The sequence below is a fragment of the Methylobacter sp. Wu1 genome (assembly GCF_036553575.1).
Taxonomy (GTDB): Bacteria; Pseudomonadota; Gammaproteobacteria; order Methylococcales; family Methylomonadaceae; genus Methylobacter.
The window spans coordinates 1-17,261 of the sequence record NZ_JAZHOC010000053.1 but is presented as its reverse complement, the minus strand read 5'-3'; the positions used below and the strand labels follow the sequence as shown (position 1 = coordinate 17,261).

The 17,261-nt window shown below is 52.8% G+C and carries 17 protein-coding genes; 2 read left to right on the top strand and 15 right to left on the bottom strand.

From position 1 onward, the window contains the following. Window positions 1-23: 23 nt before the first annotated feature. The 12 genes from accD to cysM form a co-directional block, all read right to left on the bottom strand. Window positions 24-1,016 carry an acetyl-CoA carboxylase, carboxyltransferase subunit beta gene (gene accD / locus V2P20_RS09715; RefSeq protein WP_331818007.1) on the bottom strand — a complete coding sequence of 331 codons (993 nt, stop codon included), beginning with the start codon at window positions 1,014-1,016 and terminating at the stop codon, window positions 24-26. Between the two features lie 116 nt (window positions 1,017-1,132). Further along, complete coding sequence (gene trpA / locus V2P20_RS09710) at window positions 1,133-1,936, bottom strand: tryptophan synthase subunit alpha (RefSeq protein ID WP_331818006.1); 804 nt, start codon at window positions 1,934-1,936, stop codon at window positions 1,133-1,135. Continuing rightward, on the bottom strand, window positions 1,933-3,135 hold the full coding sequence (trpB, locus tag V2P20_RS09705; protein WP_331818005.1) for a tryptophan synthase subunit beta: 1,203 nt from the start codon (window positions 3,133-3,135) through the stop codon (window positions 1,933-1,935). Before trpB ends, trpA begins: the two co-directional genes overlap by 4 nt. A gap of 4 nt (window positions 3,136-3,139) precedes the next feature. Further along, window positions 3,140-3,766 carry a phosphoribosylanthranilate isomerase gene (locus tag V2P20_RS09700; RefSeq protein WP_331818004.1) on the bottom strand — a complete coding sequence of 209 codons (627 nt, stop codon included), beginning with the start codon at window positions 3,764-3,766 and terminating at the stop codon, window positions 3,140-3,142. Window positions 3,767-3,927: 161 nt separating this feature from the next. Further along, the gene (locus V2P20_RS09695) at window positions 3,928-4,809 is read right to left on the bottom strand and encodes a DUF2231 domain-containing protein (protein WP_331818003.1); all 882 of its coding nucleotides are present in this window, start codon (window positions 4,807-4,809) and stop codon (window positions 3,928-3,930) included. A gap of 89 nt (window positions 4,810-4,898) precedes the next feature. Then, complete coding sequence (gene truA, locus V2P20_RS09690; protein ID WP_331818002.1) at window positions 4,899-5,702, bottom strand: tRNA pseudouridine(38-40) synthase TruA; 804 nt, start codon at window positions 5,700-5,702, stop codon at window positions 4,899-4,901. 59 nt (window positions 5,703-5,761) lie between these two features. Beyond that, window positions 5,762-6,247 (bottom strand): L,D-transpeptidase, encoded by a 486-nt coding sequence (locus V2P20_RS09685; protein ID WP_331818001.1) that lies wholly within the window; start codon window positions 6,245-6,247, stop codon window positions 5,762-5,764. Window positions 6,248-6,263: 16 nt separating this feature from the next. Beyond that, a complete protein-coding gene (locus V2P20_RS09680) occupies window positions 6,264-7,562 on the bottom strand; it encodes an MFS transporter (RefSeq protein ID WP_331818000.1) in 1,299 nt (432 codons plus the stop codon). 111 nt (window positions 7,563-7,673) lie between these two features. Then, window positions 7,674-9,011, bottom strand: a complete 1,338-nt coding sequence (gene rlmD, locus V2P20_RS09675; protein ID WP_331817999.1) for a 23S rRNA (uracil(1939)-C(5))-methyltransferase RlmD — start codon at window positions 9,009-9,011, stop codon at window positions 7,674-7,676. Window positions 9,012-9,013: 2 nt separating this feature from the next. Next, on the bottom strand, window positions 9,014-9,601 hold the full coding sequence (locus V2P20_RS09670; RefSeq protein ID WP_331817998.1) for a YdbL family protein: 588 nt from the start codon (window positions 9,599-9,601) through the stop codon (window positions 9,014-9,016). Between the two features lie 13 nt (window positions 9,602-9,614). After that, entirely contained in the window at window positions 9,615-11,651 is a 2,037-nt protein-coding gene (locus V2P20_RS09665; protein WP_331817997.1) for a C4-dicarboxylate ABC transporter, read from the bottom strand. A 30-nt stretch (window positions 11,652-11,681) separates the two neighbouring features. Further along, a complete protein-coding gene (cysM, locus tag V2P20_RS09660; protein WP_331817996.1) occupies window positions 11,682-12,572 on the bottom strand; it encodes a cysteine synthase CysM in 891 nt (296 codons plus the stop codon). A 139-nt stretch (window positions 12,573-12,711) separates the two neighbouring features. Between cysM and hemF the strand changes: the two genes are divergently transcribed. After that, window positions 12,712-13,629 (top strand): oxygen-dependent coproporphyrinogen oxidase, encoded by a 918-nt coding sequence (gene hemF / locus V2P20_RS09655; RefSeq protein WP_331817995.1) that lies wholly within the window; start codon window positions 12,712-12,714, stop codon window positions 13,627-13,629. Window positions 13,630-13,712: 83 nt separating this feature from the next. Here hemF and V2P20_RS09650 read toward each other — a convergent pair whose 3' ends face one another. The 3 genes from V2P20_RS09650 to V2P20_RS09640 form a co-directional block, all read right to left on the bottom strand. Next, window positions 13,713-14,219: a cytochrome P460 family protein gene (locus tag V2P20_RS09650; protein WP_194969097.1), complete on the bottom strand. Its 507-nt coding sequence runs from the start codon at window positions 14,217-14,219 to the stop codon at window positions 13,713-13,715. 380 nt (window positions 14,220-14,599) lie between these two features. Then, window positions 14,600-15,040 (bottom strand): Hsp20/alpha crystallin family protein, encoded by a 441-nt coding sequence (locus V2P20_RS09645; protein ID WP_268117940.1) that lies wholly within the window; start codon window positions 15,038-15,040, stop codon window positions 14,600-14,602. Window positions 15,041-15,058: 18 nt separating this feature from the next. Next, complete coding sequence (locus V2P20_RS09640; RefSeq protein WP_331817994.1) at window positions 15,059-15,520, bottom strand: phage integrase N-terminal SAM-like domain-containing protein; 462 nt, start codon at window positions 15,518-15,520, stop codon at window positions 15,059-15,061. Window positions 15,521-16,994: 1,474 nt separating this feature from the next. Between V2P20_RS09640 and V2P20_RS09635 the strand changes: the two genes are divergently transcribed. Next, window positions 16,995-17,177, top strand: coding sequence for a hypothetical protein (locus V2P20_RS09635; protein WP_331817993.1), 183 nt, complete (start codon window positions 16,995-16,997; stop codon window positions 17,175-17,177). Window positions 17,178-17,261: the final 84 nt, after the last annotated feature.

The window sequence follows — 17,261 nt, the reverse complement described above, 5'->3', positions numbered from 1 at the left end:
GAATACCGATAGGCATAAGGGAATTACGCGCCCAGCTCGGTTTGATGGCTATCGGCAAACGCTTCAACTTCGGCAATGGCTGCTTCCGGCTCAACCTGGATAAACACATCTACCACTGGCGCCACCGGCTCAACCGCCGACACCTCCATTTCCGCCTCAGCCCTGCTTGCTATCAGCATCGATAAAATGCTGGCAATCTTATCGCGCATCTCACGTCTGTCGACGATCATATCGATGGCGCCGTGCTCCTGTAAAAACTCACTGCGCTGGAAACCTTCGGGCAATTTTTCACGGACAGTCTGCTCGATGACGCGAGGCCCTGCGAAACCTATCAGCGCCTTGGGCTCGGCTATGTTAATATCGCCCAGCATGGCCAAACTGGCCGATACACCGCCCATGGTGGGATCAGTCATAAAGGAAATATAGGGAATGCCGGCTTCAGACAACTTGGTTAATGCGGCGCTTGTTTTTGCCATCTGGAACAATGAAAACAATGATTCCTGCATGCGGGCGCCGCCACTGGCGGTAAAAACTACAAAAGGTGCGCCCAGCGCAAGACTCGTGTTGACGCCTCGGACAAACCGTTCACCCACTACGGAGCCCATCGATCCGCCCATGAAATTAAAGTCGAAAGCGGCAACAACGATATCCTTGCCTTTCAGCTTGCCTTTCATGACCACCAGCGCATCGCTTTCCCTGGTCTGTTTTTGCGCTTGCGCGATCCGGTCCTTATATTTCTTGCTGTCTTTGAACTTTAGGGGATCGGTAGGTTTCACGTTCTTGCCGATCTCTTCACGCCCTTCCTCATCCAGGAACATATTCAGTCGCGCTCTGGCCGAAATGCGCAGATGATGCTCGCATTTCGGACAGACACTGAAATTTTTCTCCAGCTCAACATTGTAAAGAATCGCATTGCAACTGGGGCACTTGTTCCACAAGCCTTCCGGCACGGAATTTCTTTTGTTCGATCCATCTGTTCTGATTGTCGAAGGAACTAATTTCTTAAACCAACTCATTACTTTACGCTCCGTAGCGCTTCATCATATGCTTACAATGGTAAACCGGCTCGTGGTAAACCATAACATCCGGTTATAAGCAGGCAACCGGATGTAACTGTATTTTATACTATGCCTTAACTATCCATCGCCTGGCGCATGGCCGACAATAATTCAACAATTTCCTGTTTGGCCCGTTCAGGGTCCTGCAGATTTGCTTCAATTTTGCTGATCAGCGTGCTGCCGATGACCACGCCGTTACCTATCCCTGCGATAGTTTTCGCTGTTTCGGCATCCTTGACGCCGAAACCGATGCCGACCGGCAAGCGGGTATTCGCCCTGATCTGCTTCAGTTTGTTTTCAACATCGGCTGTATTCAAATGGCCTGCGCCCGTAACGCCTTTCAAGGAAACGTAGTAAAGGTACCCGCTGCCCAGCTTATCCATCTTTCTGACGCGTTCTTCGCTGCTGTTAGGGGCGAGCAGGAAAATCGGGTCGATGCTGCGCGCCTTGAGCAATCCCGTGCATTCTTCGCCTTCTTCCGGCGGCAAATCAACGGTCAACACGCCGTCAATCTGGGCCTCTTGCGCAGCATTGGCGAAATTCTCATAGCCCATGGCTTCGATTGGGTTTAAATAGCCCATTAACACCAAAGGCGTAGTTGTATCAGTTTTTCTGAATTCCTTAGCCAGCGCCAGCGTCTTGCGCAAGCTCATTTTGTGCTCCAGCGCGCGCTCACTGGCCCGCTGAATCACAGGACCATCGGCCATCGGATCGGAAAACGGCACGCCCAGCTCGATGACATCGGCGCCGGCCTTGACCATCGCATGCATCATGGGCACGGTAAAATCAGGATGCGGATCGCCGGCCGTAATAAACGGAATCAGAGCCTTGCGGCCCGCTTTGGAAAGTTCTTCAAATTTAGCGGCTAATCGGCTCACAGTACTATGCCCTCGCGTTGTGCCATCGTATGCATGTCTTTATCGCCGCGACCGGACAGACTCACAATGATGATTTCGTCCTTTTTCATGGTCGGGGCCAGCTTCATGGTATAGGCCATGGCATGACTGGACTCCAGCGCCGGAATAATGCCTTCCATGCGGGTCAGGGCATGGAACCCTTCCAAAGCTTCATTATCGGTAATATTGACGTATTGCGCCCGACCGATATCCTTGAGCCAGGCGTGCTCTGGACCTACGCCCGGATAGTCCAGACCTGCCGAAATCGAATGTGTTTCGATGATTTCGCCGTCGTCATCTTCCATCAGATACGTGCGGTTGCCGTGCAGCACGCCTGGGCGGCCTGCACATAGCGGCGCGGAATGGCGGCCTGTTGCGATGCCGTCGCCGGCCGCCTCAACGCCGTACATTTTGACCGAAGCATCGTCGATAAACGGATAGAACAGACCGATGGCATTGGAACCGCCGCCTACGCAGGCAACCAGCGCATCGGGCAGGCGTCCGGTCATCTCCTGGCATTGCTGTTTGGCTTCACGGCCGATAATGGCCTGGAAATCCCGGACCATAGCCGGGTAAGGATGGGGGCCTGCTGCGGTGCCGATGATATAAAAAGTATTGTCGACATTGGTGACCCAGTCTCTAAGCGCCTCATTCAGCGCATCTTTCAGGGTTTTTGAGCCGGACTCGACCGCGACGACCTTGGCGCCCAGAAGCTTCATGCGGTAAACGTTCAACGCCTGGCGCGCCACGTCGACAGCGCCCATGTAAACCACGCACTCGAGCCCCAGCCTTGCCGCAACCGTAGCTGTCGCGACGCCATGCTGACCGGCGCCGGTCTCGGCGATGATGCGCGTCTTGCCCATGCGTTTGGCCAGCAATGCCTGGCCGATCGTATTGTTGACCTTATGCGCGCCGGTATGATTGAGGTCTTCGCGTTTCAAATAGATCTGCGCGCCGCCCAGTTCACGGCTCCAGCGCTCGGCATGGTACAAAGGCGAAGGACGGCCGACATAATATTTCAGATCGGCATCCAGTTCGGCGATAAAATCCGGGTCTGTTAAATACCGCTGATAGGCTTCATTCAATTCCTGAATAGGTGGTATCAAGGTCTCTGCTACAAACATTCCGCCGTAAGGGCCAAAATGTCCCCGCTCATCGGGCATATTATATTTTTTTGTCATGTTATTAACTTTTGTCACCCTCATTAACTGCTCTTAAAAATGCCGCCATTTTCAGCGCATCCTTAATCCCTTTCTCCGCCTCCACGCCACTGCTGACATCGAGCGCATACGGCCTTACTGCCTGTACAGCCTGCTTTGCATTCTCCGCCGCCAAGCCGCCCGCCAATATAATCGGCAAAGCGCACTGCCTTGGAATCAATTCCCAGTCAAACTGACTGCCTGTCCCGCCTTTGGCATCCGGATGCCAGGCATCCAGCAGCAATCCCGCCGCATCGTGATAGTGCTGCGCCAGAGCCGGGATATCGACATCCTGCCGCATACTAACCGCTTTCATATAACGTTTACCATAGATCCGGCAGTCCTCGGCCGGCTCATCGCCATGAAACTGGATACAATCAACCGGCACCCGTTCCAGGACCTCACGTATCCGAGCTTCCTGCTCATCGACAAACAAAGCCACGACGGAGACAAATGTCGGCAAGGCACTAACGATTTTAACTGCCTGCTCGATATCAACATTTCTTGGACTGGGCGGATAAAAAACCAGACCAATCGCATCCACACCCAACTGAGCGGCACACACGGCATCCTCAACACGGGTAAAGCCGCAAATTTTAACGCGAGTTCGCATAAAGTGATATGAGAATTTATTCAAAAACCAGCCGACTAGAATAACATAAAACCGCGCTGGTGGCGTCTGCAATATATAAAAAATTCGTTATTAAACAATCGCGAGCCCAATAAAAAAGGCTGACACAAGTCAGCCTCGCGATTATTAAAGCTCGTTTGGGCTCAATGCGCGTGAGTGTGCGTATGATTACCGGATGGATGCGTGTGAGTATGCGTATGACCATCGGATGCATGGGTGTGGCTGTGTGTATGACCGTCAGATGCATGGTCATGCGTATGGTCGTCCACCGCAGGCTCTTGGTCGTGCGCATGTTCTTCATCCGCTACATACTCGTGATCGTGTGCATGGTCGCCCTCTGCATGTTCATGAGCGGCTGCATGATCATGCTCTACATTCTGTCGGTCATGTTCATCCTCCGCATTCTGATGAGAATGCACATGTCCATCCTCCGGCTGTTTGACCGCTTGAACGCCTATGCCGTATTTATAAACCATCAATCCGCCCAAATCGGAGCCCCAAACCATCAAGCCACAAAGCAGCACAGTCGACGTCAGAAAAAAACCGTTTGCCGCCCCTTGAATCAAACCTCCGCTTGCAATGCGCCAGATCGAAAGCAACACAGCAATGATCAGCACAACAATCCCAATTTGTTCAAGACGCTCCATAAGATCATGTACATTATCCCCATGCGCTACGGAATCAGCGGCCATAAAGCCGGAAATCACGGTAAACACAGTAGCGACAGTCCCGAAATAAAGAAGCCAACTGGCAGCAATGCGCCATTGCGTTTTTTTTGCCAGCGTGCCAACTAAATCCAGAGCAAAAAATGCCGATAAAAATGCAATAGGAAAATGCACCAACAGCGGATGAATATTATCCAAACTCGCTAAGCCGGGCATGAGGGCTGGAAAAAGATCAGCCGGCTCTTTGCTTAAAAGCCCTTCGATAAAATTAAGAAAACTGGCTACGCTGCTCGCAACGCCGCCGCCATGGTCACCGCCACCATGAATCTGGAAAGATAAAAAGTTACTCACATTGATCATACTTGTAATTTATATATAGTAGAGAAAGACACTAACCCGAAATGTTAATAATTGCAAATTAGACAAAAAACCTTAATCTGATCATCAAATTAGTCAAAGCGCTTGGCATCAGCCGGCAATTTATCAAACACAGGCTGTTTGGCAATGCCATACTGCTCAGGGTAATAGACCCCGCCCAAATAAAGCCCGTCGGGAGGCGCTGTTATGCCGCCCAATTTACGATTTTTCACCTCAAGCAGCTCCCGGGTCCAGTCTACAGGCTGCTTGCCCATGCCTATAGCCATCAATACGCCGGCGATATTCCTGACCATGTGGTGCAAAAAGGCATTGGCGGAAATATCCATGATCACTTGATCTTCATGCCGATAGACGTCAATAAAATGCATGATACGCCACGGGCTTTTTGATTGGCAGCCCTGCGCCCTGAACGAGGAAAAATCATGATTGCCGATCAGATATTGCGCCGCCTGATGCATCTTGCCGGCATCCAGCGGGTTGTAACACCAGGTGACCCGACCATGCTGCAAGGCCGGTTTAGCCGGACGATTCAGTATGATATAGCGATAAAAACGCGCAATCGCGCTGTATCGGGCATGGAAATCACCTACAGCCGCTTTTACCCAGGTAATTTTGACGTCATCGGGCAAATTGCTGTTGCCACCCAGCATCCAGGCGTGCAATTCTCTTTCTGCATCGACATCAAAATGCGCGACTTGTTCAAAAGCATGCACACCAGCGTCAGTTCTGCCCGCACAGGTCACGGTAACAGGCTGATCCGCGACTTTCGACAAAGCCTGCTCCAGCGTTTGCTGAATACTGCGCTTTTCAGGCTGCCACTGCCATCCTGAAAAGCCGCTGCCATCGTATTCCACGCCTAAAACGATACGCGTCATCTTAGATCCCTGCGCTCAATCAGCCCACTACAAAACAACATTAAACGACTCTCTTACCATTAATGAATATAAACAGGCATCCCGGCCGCCACCCGATCAAACAAGTCCAGCACATCGGCATTTTTCATGCGGATACAGCCATGCGATTCAGGCTTGCCGTTCATTAATTCATCGGGACAACCGTGGATGTAAATATACCGCCAGGCCGTATCGACTTCGCCGTAGCGATTTTTTCCCGGCTCCAGTCCGCCCAGCCATAAAATCCTGGTCAATATCCAGTCCCGCTGCGGATACTGCCTGCCCAGCTCCGCACTGTAGATTTCGCCGGTCGGCCGCCTGCCGGCAAAAACTGCATGCAGCGGCTGACCGGTTCCGATTTTCGCCCTGATTTTATGCCAACCGGTCGGCGTGCATTCACTGCCTCGGCGTTCACCTGCACCATTTTTGGCGGTGGATACGGCATAGCTTCGCAGGATCTGTCCGTTATCCATAATGCTCAGCTGCTGTTGGCTAATTGAAATATCCAGAAATAAATCGGTTTTCATAGACGCGTTTGGATTTTTACCTTAAGTCGTAGCATTCGTTCATTGATTGCGCCCTGGTCTCACCGATGCGCCATACTGCCAAGAAGCTGATTGCCGCAGCGGCCGAAACATAGCCGCCCACCCAGGCCAAACCGCCCTGATTGACCAGCAACTGCGAAATATACGGCGCGCACGACGCGCCCAAAATGCCACCAAGGTTATAAGCCGCGCCTGCGCCTGTATAGCGCACGGCGACCGGAAACAATTCAGGCAGCAAAGCGCCCATCGGCGCAAAGGTCGCGCCCATCAGGAATAGCGACAATGACAAAAACAGCGTGATTTGCAGCATTGATCCACTGCTCAGCATCGGCGCAAGCGTAAAGCCCGCCAGAACGGCGATAAAGCCGCTGATCAGCAGCACGGGACTGCGGCCAAACCTGTCGCTGGCCCAGGCTGACAAGGGCGTCGCAAGCGCCATAAATACGATTGCCACACACAGCATGCCTAAAAACTGCTGCCGTGGAATCGACAGTGTGTTCGTCCCGTAACTCAGGCAAAATACCGTCGCGGTATAAAACAACGTGTAGCAGACTACCATCGCCAGAGCCCCCAGCAACACGGCGCGCAGATGCTGCCGCAGCAAAACCGCCAGCGGCATTTTCAGAGGCGGCTCCCGCTCCAGCAGCGCCGAAAACTCGGGTGTCTCGGCAAGCTTCATACGCACATACAAGCCCACCGCAACCAGTAAGCCGCTGGCCAGAAAAGGCAGACGCCAGCCCCAAGCCTGGAAGTCGGCATCGCTCAAACCGACCGCCAGCAGCCAGAAACTCAGTGTCGCCAGCAGAAACCCTACGGACGGCCCTAACTGCGGAAACATACCGTACCAGGCTCGGCGACCGGCTGGCGCGTATTCCGTGGCCAGCAGCACCGCCCCGCCCCATTCGCCGCCCAGGCCCAGACCTTGCCCGAAGCGCAGCAGGCAAAGCGCAATCGGCGCCCATGCGCCCAGCGTGTCATAGCCGGGCAAGCAGCCGATCAGGAGCGTAGACAACCCCATTACCAACAGTGAAGCCGCCAACGTCGCCTTGCGCCCGATCCGGTCACCGAAATGGCCGAACAGCACCGCTCCCAAGGGCCGGGCGATAAAGGCAATGCCAAAGGTCAGAAAGGCGCTCAATGCCTGGACCGCCGGCTCGCTCTGCGGAAAAAACACGCGCCCGATCACCAGCGCCGAAGCCGTCGCATAGATATAAAAATCGTAGAATTCAATTGCCGTGCCGATAAAGCTGGCAAAGGCGATATGGCTGATGGAAGGCGTCTTGTTATAGGTCGTCATAGCTTTTCTAACTGTTGTGTGCGGAAATCACAGGCGCTGAAAAACCATGAAACTGGATACATAGCTGAATTCTGCGGGCGGCACCATTCCGGCCGCCCCTTCCTGTAAACACTATTTTCTCTCAAACAAAGCGATCGATTCCACATGACCGGTCTGCGGAAACATATCCATGACACCGGCCTTGATCAGCTTGTAGCCCAGCTCATTGACCAGAATCCCCGCATCGCGGGCCAGCGTCGACGGATTGCAGGACACATAGACGATCTGCTCGGGGCTCCATTTCTTGAAATGCGGCAGCACTTCCGAAGCGCCGGCCCTGGACGGGTCCAGCATGATCTTGTTGTATTTGCGGTTGGCCCAGGGCTGATCGCTGATGTCCTTGCTTAAATCGGCGGCATAAAATTCCACATTCTCGATACCATTATGGCGCGCGTTCTCCCGGGCGTGCCTGACCAGCGGCAGATCGCCCTCGATACCAACAACATGACCGGCTTTTCTCGCCATCGGCAGCGTAAAATTGCCGAGGCCGCAAAACAGGTCCAGCACGTTATCGTTTTCATTGAGATCCAGCGTGTCCAGCACGCGGTTGATCATTTTCCGGTTGATCTCGTAATTGACCTGCGTGAACATGGCCGGCCTGAATTTGAATTCCACGGACTGATCCGGCAGCGCATAAGTCGGTATGACTTCCGGCTCGCCATCCAGCGGCTCGATCGTGTCGGGGCCTTTCGGCTGCAGGCAGATGCTCATGCGGTGCTCGCGTCCGAACGCGCGCAGGCGCTCCTTGTCGGCCTCGGTCGGCGGCTCCAGCACACGGATAGCCAGCACGCAGTCATCGTCGCCGATCGCTACTTCGATCTGCGGGATTTTATCCTTGACCGTCAAGCCGGCGATCATCTCGCCCAGTGCTGTCAGCCGTTTGCCGACGACCGGATGCATGACAATGCAGCTGTCGATCTCGGCCAGATACGGATGCCGCCTTTCCCTGAAGCCCACCAGCACGCGGTTTTTCTTGGCGACGTATTTGACGCCCATGCGCGCCTTGCGGCGGTAACCCCAATGCGGTCCTTCCAGAGGCTCCCATAATTGAGGAATTTCCACTTTGCCGATGCGTTTGAACTGCTCGACCAGCAAATCCTGCTTGATGCGGATCTGTGCCTGTGAATCGACATGCTGGAAGCTGCAGCCGCCGCAGACGCCGTAATGCGCGCACGCCGCCTCAACGCGGTCGTCAGCGCGACTCAGCAGGCTGACCACCTTGCCTTCTGCGTAATCCCGGCGGCTTTCGGTATAGACGAACTCGACCTCCTCGCCCGGCAAAGACTCATCTATAAAGACGACCTTGCCGTCCACATGCGCGACGCCGCGCCCGTCATGCGCCAGCGATTCGATGGTGACTCTGACCGGCGTTTCCGGCAGCTGCTTTTTTCTCGATCTGTTACGTGACATGCTTACTTCTGCTTCCAACTTCCGTTAGATGATTGATACCACCAGCCCCGCTGAGCGTTATTGATCCAGCGGGTGGCAAAGGTTGATTTGATTTGGGCGACCCATTCGGGATGACCGTTGGCTTTGGCGATGGCCTGGTAAAGATGCTCGCGGTCGGCATTTTCGGCCGCCACCAGTTTGTTGACTTTGTTTCTGTCCTGCAGAGGCACGTTGCCGGCATCTCTGACCGTCAACAACCCGTCCGTCTGTATGCCGATATAACCGGCGTCATAAAAGCGCTTCAACGCTGGGAAACGGCTCTGCATAACTGAGCGCGCCTGTCTGATTTCCGGGCTGTCAATGGCTAAATCAGCCTCCTCGGCCTGCGCCGGCGAAACCAGGACATTGATGGCGCTATCCAGCGACCGGAAAACGGCAACCTGCCAATCGGGACGACTGGACCTGGGCTCTGTCTTTTCCGGCGTTTCCTCCTTCTGGATGCCTTTGATGATTTCATCGGCAGCCTTTTCCGCGGCTGCGGCAGGAAAATAAATATTGATCGTCACACACGCGGTCAACAACAATGTGCCGAATACGGCTACTTTTTTCATGATTTGCTCCAAATTATTCGATACGTACTTCATCGGTGGTTGAAATACGCGCCAACCGATCCATCAATACGTTCCAGTTAACCCGCGGATTATAGCCGATTACGTCGATTCGCGGCAGACCGCCGCCTTTAATAAGGTAATAACCCTGCTGCGCCGCCTCCACGCCCATCATCTGGCAGACGCCTTCGTGCAAGTAACAGCCCACGCCGATCTTGTCGTACATAAAGGTTTCAAAAAAACGCAGAAAACTTCTGGACAGTATATCGGCCGCGCCTCCGCCGCCGATGCTGGCGATATTCCTGACCGCCTTCTGGCTGATCCGGCGCTTGGAATCATCGTCATCGGGCGTCCCCAGCCAGGCGTAAAAACTGACCGGCTTCCAGTTTTCCATGTACAACTGCTGAACATAGCCCGACAATCGCCCGGTAATGCCGCCGAACTCAAACCGCCGCGTCAATTGATCCAGATCCAGATTATTGATTTCCAGTTCGGCATGAAACCTTGGAAAATCGGTAAACAATCCCGACGATGCCAGATTCGTGACCTTGATTTCCCCGTCAAAAGCCTTGATGTTCAGCTCGCCTCCGAGGCTCAGCGTCTTGTCACGGTAATCGACGCCCGGGATGTGGCCGCTGATCGTTCCGGACAACGGCGTCCAGTCCAGTGCGTTCGATAATTGCTCCAGCGACACCTTATCGACATTGCCTTCGAAGTAAACTTCAGGCTCCCCTTGCGGCCTGGTCTGCCATTTGAACGCATTGACGGCGATAATGCCGTCCAAAAAAGGCAGGTTAGTCTTCTCGAGCAGTTCAATAGTTCCCGCCTTGGCCAGAAATGAAAGCCGGGCTGGACCGACAGGCAAAGCCCGTACCTGCAATCGTTGCCAGACCCATTCGGATTTTTTGTGAAAGGCTTCGTCGCGGGACCAGTTGAGGATGCCATCGCCGCCCTGCATCGCCAGGCGTCCCGATTCGTCGTTCACATCCAGATCGCTGAAACCGGCCGTCAAACGGGTCAACGCATTCTGTGCGACGGAAAAGTCGGCCTTCATCCGTCCTGCCAGCGATACGCCTTCCAATGCCGTCCCTTCAAACAGGGACTTTAGATAGGCTGCCGACAGTCCCGCCAGATCCTCGCTGGCCAGTGTCATATCGGCTTTTTCGATTCTTACTTTATCGTCATACCGAACAACCGCGCCCCCCTTTAATGCCGCCGCGCCCGGATGATGATAACTGACCGATTTGACCTCAGCTTGCCGGGTTTTATCGTTCCAGTCGCCCTGCGCATCCAGTGCAATTGTTTGCGCCCCTATCGTCAGATAGAGCGGTTCGGCATAAAGAGCACCGCCGCTGGCTTCAGCATGTTGTTGCCATTGCCATCCGTTATCGTCGCGAAACGCCTCCAGTCTGGCCGTCAGATTCAGTTTTTCGGCGGCGAAGTGTGCATCCGTGCTCTGCCCAGAAAAATCTTTCAGATTGACCGCCGCATCGATAGTATGGACGACGTCATTCGAACCCGACGCATCGATTGAAAAACTGATGCGGCCGTCTTTGAATTCAGCCGACGGCAGTCTGATCAATGCCTGCATCAGTTCGGCATCGACCCTGCGGGCGCGGATTTTCAGCCGCCATTGGTGACCGGCCTCTTCGCCTTCCACAGCAAATCGCCCCCCGGCCCAATACAGATTGGCAAGCGAGAAGGCGCTGCGGTTTTCCGCAACCCGAAAGGAAAAATCGGCTGTCGGCGACTGCCAGCGTTGCGAGCGGATTTCGGCCTGCCCCTTAGTGCAGACCATGGCCTTGTTGCCCCAGGTAAAAGCAGCGCAGTGTATATTAGCCAGATTCAAATCGTTAAAAGGCTCGGGCAGAATCAACTTGTCAATGGTCAAAGCCAGTTGCTGCGGATTTTTAGCCAGTTCCGTCAAAGCGATATGCACGCCCTGCAACTGCCAGCCATTCGCTTCAATGGTTTTGATATTGGCCGAGGCGGCATCTAAAGCATTGACTGGCGATGCGATTAAAAAACAGGCGATCGCCAGAAAGAGCCTCATCTTTAGCAAAGCAAAAAGGGCGCCTCTTAATCAACCCGGAAAAACGCCGGTCGACAAGTAGCGATCGCCCCGATCGCAGACGATTACCACAATAACGGCATTTTCGACTTCGGCCGATAACCGCAATGCCGCCGACACGGCGCCGCCTGATGAAATGCCGGCAAAAATGCCCTCCTCGGCCGCCAGCGCGCGCGTGGTATTTTCAGCCGAAGTCTGATCAACATCGATAATGCGGTCGACGCGCTCAGCCTGGTAAATTTTCGGCAGGTATTCCTTGGGCCAGCGCCGGATGCCGGGAATTTTGGACTCGCCTTCCGGTTGCACGCCGATAATCTGGATAGCTGGATTCTGCTCTTTCAGGTACTTGGCCGTGCCCATGATCGTACCGGTCGTGCCCATGGAACTGACGAAATGCGTGATTTTGCCCTGCGTGTCGCGCCAGATTTCAGGGCCGGTGCCTTCATAATGCGCGCGGGGATTGTCGGGATTGGAAAACTGGTCGAGGATCTTGCCCTTGCCGGCCGCCTCCATTTCCCGCGCCAGATCGATCGCGGCCTCCATGCTGCCGGCCGCCGGCGTCAGAATGATCTCGGCGCCATAGGCTTTCATCGATGCCCGGCGTTCCTCGCTCATATTGTCGGGCATGATCAAGGTCATTTTGTAGCCCTTGATGGCTGCGGCCATAGCCAGGGCGATGCCGGTGTTGCCGCTGGTCGCTTCGATCAACCGGTCGCCGGGCTTGATTTCGCCCCTGGCCTCGGCATGCTTGATCATGCTGAGCGCCGGCCGGTCTTTCACTGATCCGGCAGGATTGTTGCCTTCCAGCTTGACTAGAATGGTATTGCCGGTGGCGCCGGGTAATCGCTGGAGTCTGACTAACGGCGTATTGCCGACAAAGGATTCAATAGTTGGAAAAGTCATGGTTGATATTGTTGGGGTAACAAAGGATGAGCCAATTATCCCATAAAAAAGGGCGACACAGATTCCGTTTTTATTTGCCGATTCCCTACAAAAACTGATAGATTTCCCGCCTGTTTCAACCATTCCTCACTTAAAGCCTATGAATACCGATGATATCGCCCGCGTAAAATCCTACCTGCTCGGCTTGCAGGACCATATCTGCACGGCCCTGGAAAGCCAGGAACCCGAAGCCCGGTTTATTGAAGACAATTGGGAGCGGCCGGAGGGTGGCGGCGGCAGAACGCGCGTGCTCGCGGATGGACAGGTATTCGAACAGGGCGGCGTCAACTTTTCTCATGTATCGGGCTTCAATCTGCCGCCTTCTGCCACGGCCAAGCGCCCCGAACTGGCCGACCGCGAGTTTCAGGCCATGGGCGTGTCGCTGGTCATCCATCCCAAAAATCCGTATATGCCGACCTCGCATGCCAACGTGCGCTTCTTTATCGCCGAAAAACAGGGCGAGCCGACCATCTGGTGGTTCGGCGGCGGCTTTGACTTGACGCCGTTTTATCCGTTCCACGAAGATGTCATGCACTGGCATCAGACGGCGCGCGCCGCCTGCCAGCCTTTCGGTGATCAGGTCTATCCTGCTTACAAAAAATGGTGCGACGAGTATTTTTTCCTCAAACACCGCAATGAAACGCGCGGCGTCGGCGGCCTGTTTTTCGACGACTTGAACGAGTGGGGTTTTGAACGTAGCTTTGCTTTCATGCAAAGCGTCGGAAACCATTATACCGAGGCCTATCTGCCCATCGTGCAGAAACGCAAGGATACGCCTTTCGGCGAGCGGGAGCGCGAGTTCCAGCTTTACCGCCGGGGCCGCTATGTCGAATTCAACCTGGTCTATGACAGGGGCACATTGTTCGGCCTGCAATCGGGTGGACGCACTGAATCGATTCTGATGTCCATGCCGCCTGTCGCTCACTGGCGCTACAACTGGCAGCCGGAGCCCGGCAGTGCCGAGGCGCGGCTTTATGAGCAATACCTGAAGCCGCAGGATTGGCTGACCGGCAACTGAACTTAAAGAATTGAACGCGGGAAGAACAGAGCCTTCCCGCGCGCTGATCAGCAGGTTTTCAAAACCTGCTTTTCCCGCTGTGCTTATTGCAGTGCAGAAAATGTATAAGTGTAATCGTTGTCCTTCATGGGCATATGGCAGGCAAAGCATTCCTTGGCCTTGGCTTCCTCATGCATGACCAGTTTGTTGCCGTCCCAGTGCGCAAATCCCCAGCCGCCGGTAGCGGCATATTTCTTGCTGTCCTTGATCATGGCTTCGGCTGCGGCAAACTCGCCGGGCACGATGGCCTGCGGCCAGTTAGGATGCGTGCGTTCCTTCCATACCACTTTGGCTAAAACCGTACCGTCAGGCCAAGGTTTGGTTTGACCTTTGCCCGCGGCTTCTATCGCTTTATCGTTGCCTAAAATAGCGCGCAGGGTTTGTTTATCGGTCCGATGGGAAACCGACAGCAAGCGCCAGTCTTTGTATTCGCCGTGCACCGGCTTGGCGGCCGCCGGCGCTGTTTTGGTTTCCGCCGTTGTGGTCGCCGATAGCGCCAACAGCACCACGGCAAGAGAGAATCTCAATTTAAGATTCTGCATTTTTTTCATATTAACTCTCCATTTCGGGATCTTTATAAATTGCGGCTTTGCTGTTGCTCTCCTTGAATTCGGATCACAAGAACGTCTCCAGCATAAACTCAACCGCAAATTTATATCAGAAAACTCCCGGCTTACCTACCGTTTCATCAATTGCTTTTAAAATAGCCAGACATTCATAGCGCCAATTTTATGGATAGGCCAGCATGACGGTTATTTAAATTCAGCTGTAGGGTCGAATTCATTCGACCCGGGACAAATGCCCATACAGTGCGAATGAATTCGCACCTACGCGTACATAACTGTTCAGGCGACAAGCAGGATAAAAAACAATCCATGCTAAACATCATTCAACAACATAAGAAAACGGAGCCCGAAGGCTCCGTTTTTTACTAATCTTCCGATGCAACAGTAATTTTTTTCGGCTGGACCGCTTCACGCTTTGGGATTACGATTTCAAGCACCCCATGTCTTGATCTGGCGCTAATACCCTCGGCGTTGGCCGTATCAGGCAAACTGAACCGCCGGTAGAAAGAGCCATAGGTCCTTTCCACTCGCTTGTAGTTTTCGCGTTGGGCCTTGGCTTCGGTTTTCTTCTCGCCTCTGATGGTCAATACGCCCTCTTCCATGCTCAGATCGATATCTTCCGGTTTTACGCCAGGCAAGTCGGCCAGCAACACATACCTATCGCTTTCCTCCTTGATATCGACCGCAGGCGCCCACTCGGCCGTGGCGATTGAGCCCTCGCCGCCGGCAGTTCCTTCATACGCCCGTTCCAGCTCTTTTTGCAATTGATTCAGTAAACTCCAAGGTTCATAACGAGTAATAGCCATAATCATCTCCAAGTAGATTCAACTTACCAATAACACGTCGAAAAACCGTTTCAATTCGGCATTCGCTGATGATATGAGGCGGCTTGGCAATTTTTCAAGCCGTATGGACGCTGAATTTTTTAAGCCTGCATACAACGCCGCAAAACAATGCGCAGGGTTCCGGATGAACATTAATCCATGTCGAATGATGAACTTTGGATGTTTTTGTAAAAAATGAGAATCGGCGAAGACGTATAAGTGCGGCATGAGCGGAAGCATCACTGCACCTCTCAATCCTATACATATCCAACAGACTAATGCCGTGCGCGTCAACACATTCGACAAACGTTGCGGCTGCTTGGCGCGTACGACATTATTTAGCCACGACAAATCGATTGACAGTGCCTCCTTATATAAAAACAGCAAACTGAATAACGCCTGATTTTCCGTTGAAGCCGACACTTTTCCTTCTACCGCCAAATGCGTTAGAAAAGCTTCCACTTCGATTACTCCCATCTCTTGAGGATGGCGTTTACCGTGACAAAACGGCAGGAAAGCCGTTTTGCACAACCGCAAGACTGCCCACTAGGGTGGCGTATAGGGATATACGTCATGAAACAGAATAAAACGCTTAATCCACTGCACATATTGCTTTTCGGTACGAATGATGGCGCTTAATACGGATACGCTCGCAGACTTAATCAAGAGGTTTTGGCGGTGTTTTTTGAGTTTGGATAAATTAAGGTTGATATCAATATAGTGACGACTATAAAATCATGCCTAACGGATTGCGAGAGTGGCGTTATACACCTGCGATTTCAATTTTATATACACCTGATAAGGTGGCTACTTATAGCTAGCGTCATTACGCATCAAAAGGAGATTGTGAATGTATCAATGCAGTTTTGAATTGAATAATCAGCCAATGAGTGTGTTCAAGATCGGGGAGTGACCATTCGATGCATTTTCCGGCCTTGACCCATATGTCAACAAGCGACTGGCTGTGTGCATAGCGAATTTCGGTCCCATTCCACCTGGGACTTATTACATTGTTGACCGTGAATCAGGGGGTATCTTTGGCTGGCTGTATGACATGTTTGGTCAGCGAGGTGATTGGTTTGCGCTGTATTCAAACGACGGGAAGATAGATGACGAGACGTACTGCAATGAAGTAAAACGAGGCAACTTCCGTTTGCACCCAAAAGTTGGAAGAGGTATTAGCAAAGGTTGCATCACAATTGATCGCCAATCAGATTTCAATACAATTCGAGCTATTCTCAAAGGAGCGCCGAAACAAGCGATTCCAGGCTCAACGATTGCAGCCTATGGAAAGGTGGTTGTCAGATGAGTTGCACGAAAAAGACCATCCTCCTTCTCTTGTGGTTGGTAGTTGCAACTCATGCCTATGCATACATCTGGAGCACCCATCTGGACTTGTTCCCCCAACTACCAGAGAAGTTGGGGAGATGGATTGCGGAGCTGACAGGAACGGCCGAATCTGAAGACATTGAACAGCTTACTCTGTATTACATCTTCATTGTTTCATTCGTTGTTGTTACTGTTGCAACGTCTATCGGAGCAATCGTTCTTTGGGCACTTAGAAGAGGCAGGAAGTTGTGCTAGCAAATCGTTCCTGCCGACCGTCAAAAAGCTGCGCTTTTTGTCTTCCGCTGAATTCGAGCGGGGGCAGTTAAGTTTCGTTGCGCTGATTGATTCGTTTAAAAACACTGGTACCGCCATTGAAGCCATTTCTTACACGATGGTCGATAGAATTTCGCGGCATTGCTTTGTGGCTAGCAATTGAGCAGGAATTCGAGGAAGAAGGCTGTGTTTCTAATCCAAACCAAGCGCTTGCACAACTGAAGGATTGGCTGGTCCGTGCTACAGACTAAGAGATTTAGCCCGCCGCTCAACCGGCACTCTTGGCGTCACATCGGTTAGCAGCACGTTAAGCCTCACCTAGCAGGAAAAATCAATGCCAAAGGAAATATATATATTTTTAGGGGCTGTCATTGGAGCGCTTGCAGCGTATATCACCGCAAGGGTAACAGGAAGAAACCAAATCCGGATTGCCGAGATAAACGCTAACAAAGATATACGGCTTCAAGACGAAAAGTTACTTGATGATGTGTCAACACTTTTCCGGACACACGGTTAAGCCGCTTTATGCAGCAATTCATAATCCATGGGCGACCTATAGCCATTGGCCGAATGTAATCGCTCGCGGTTGTAAAAGACCTCA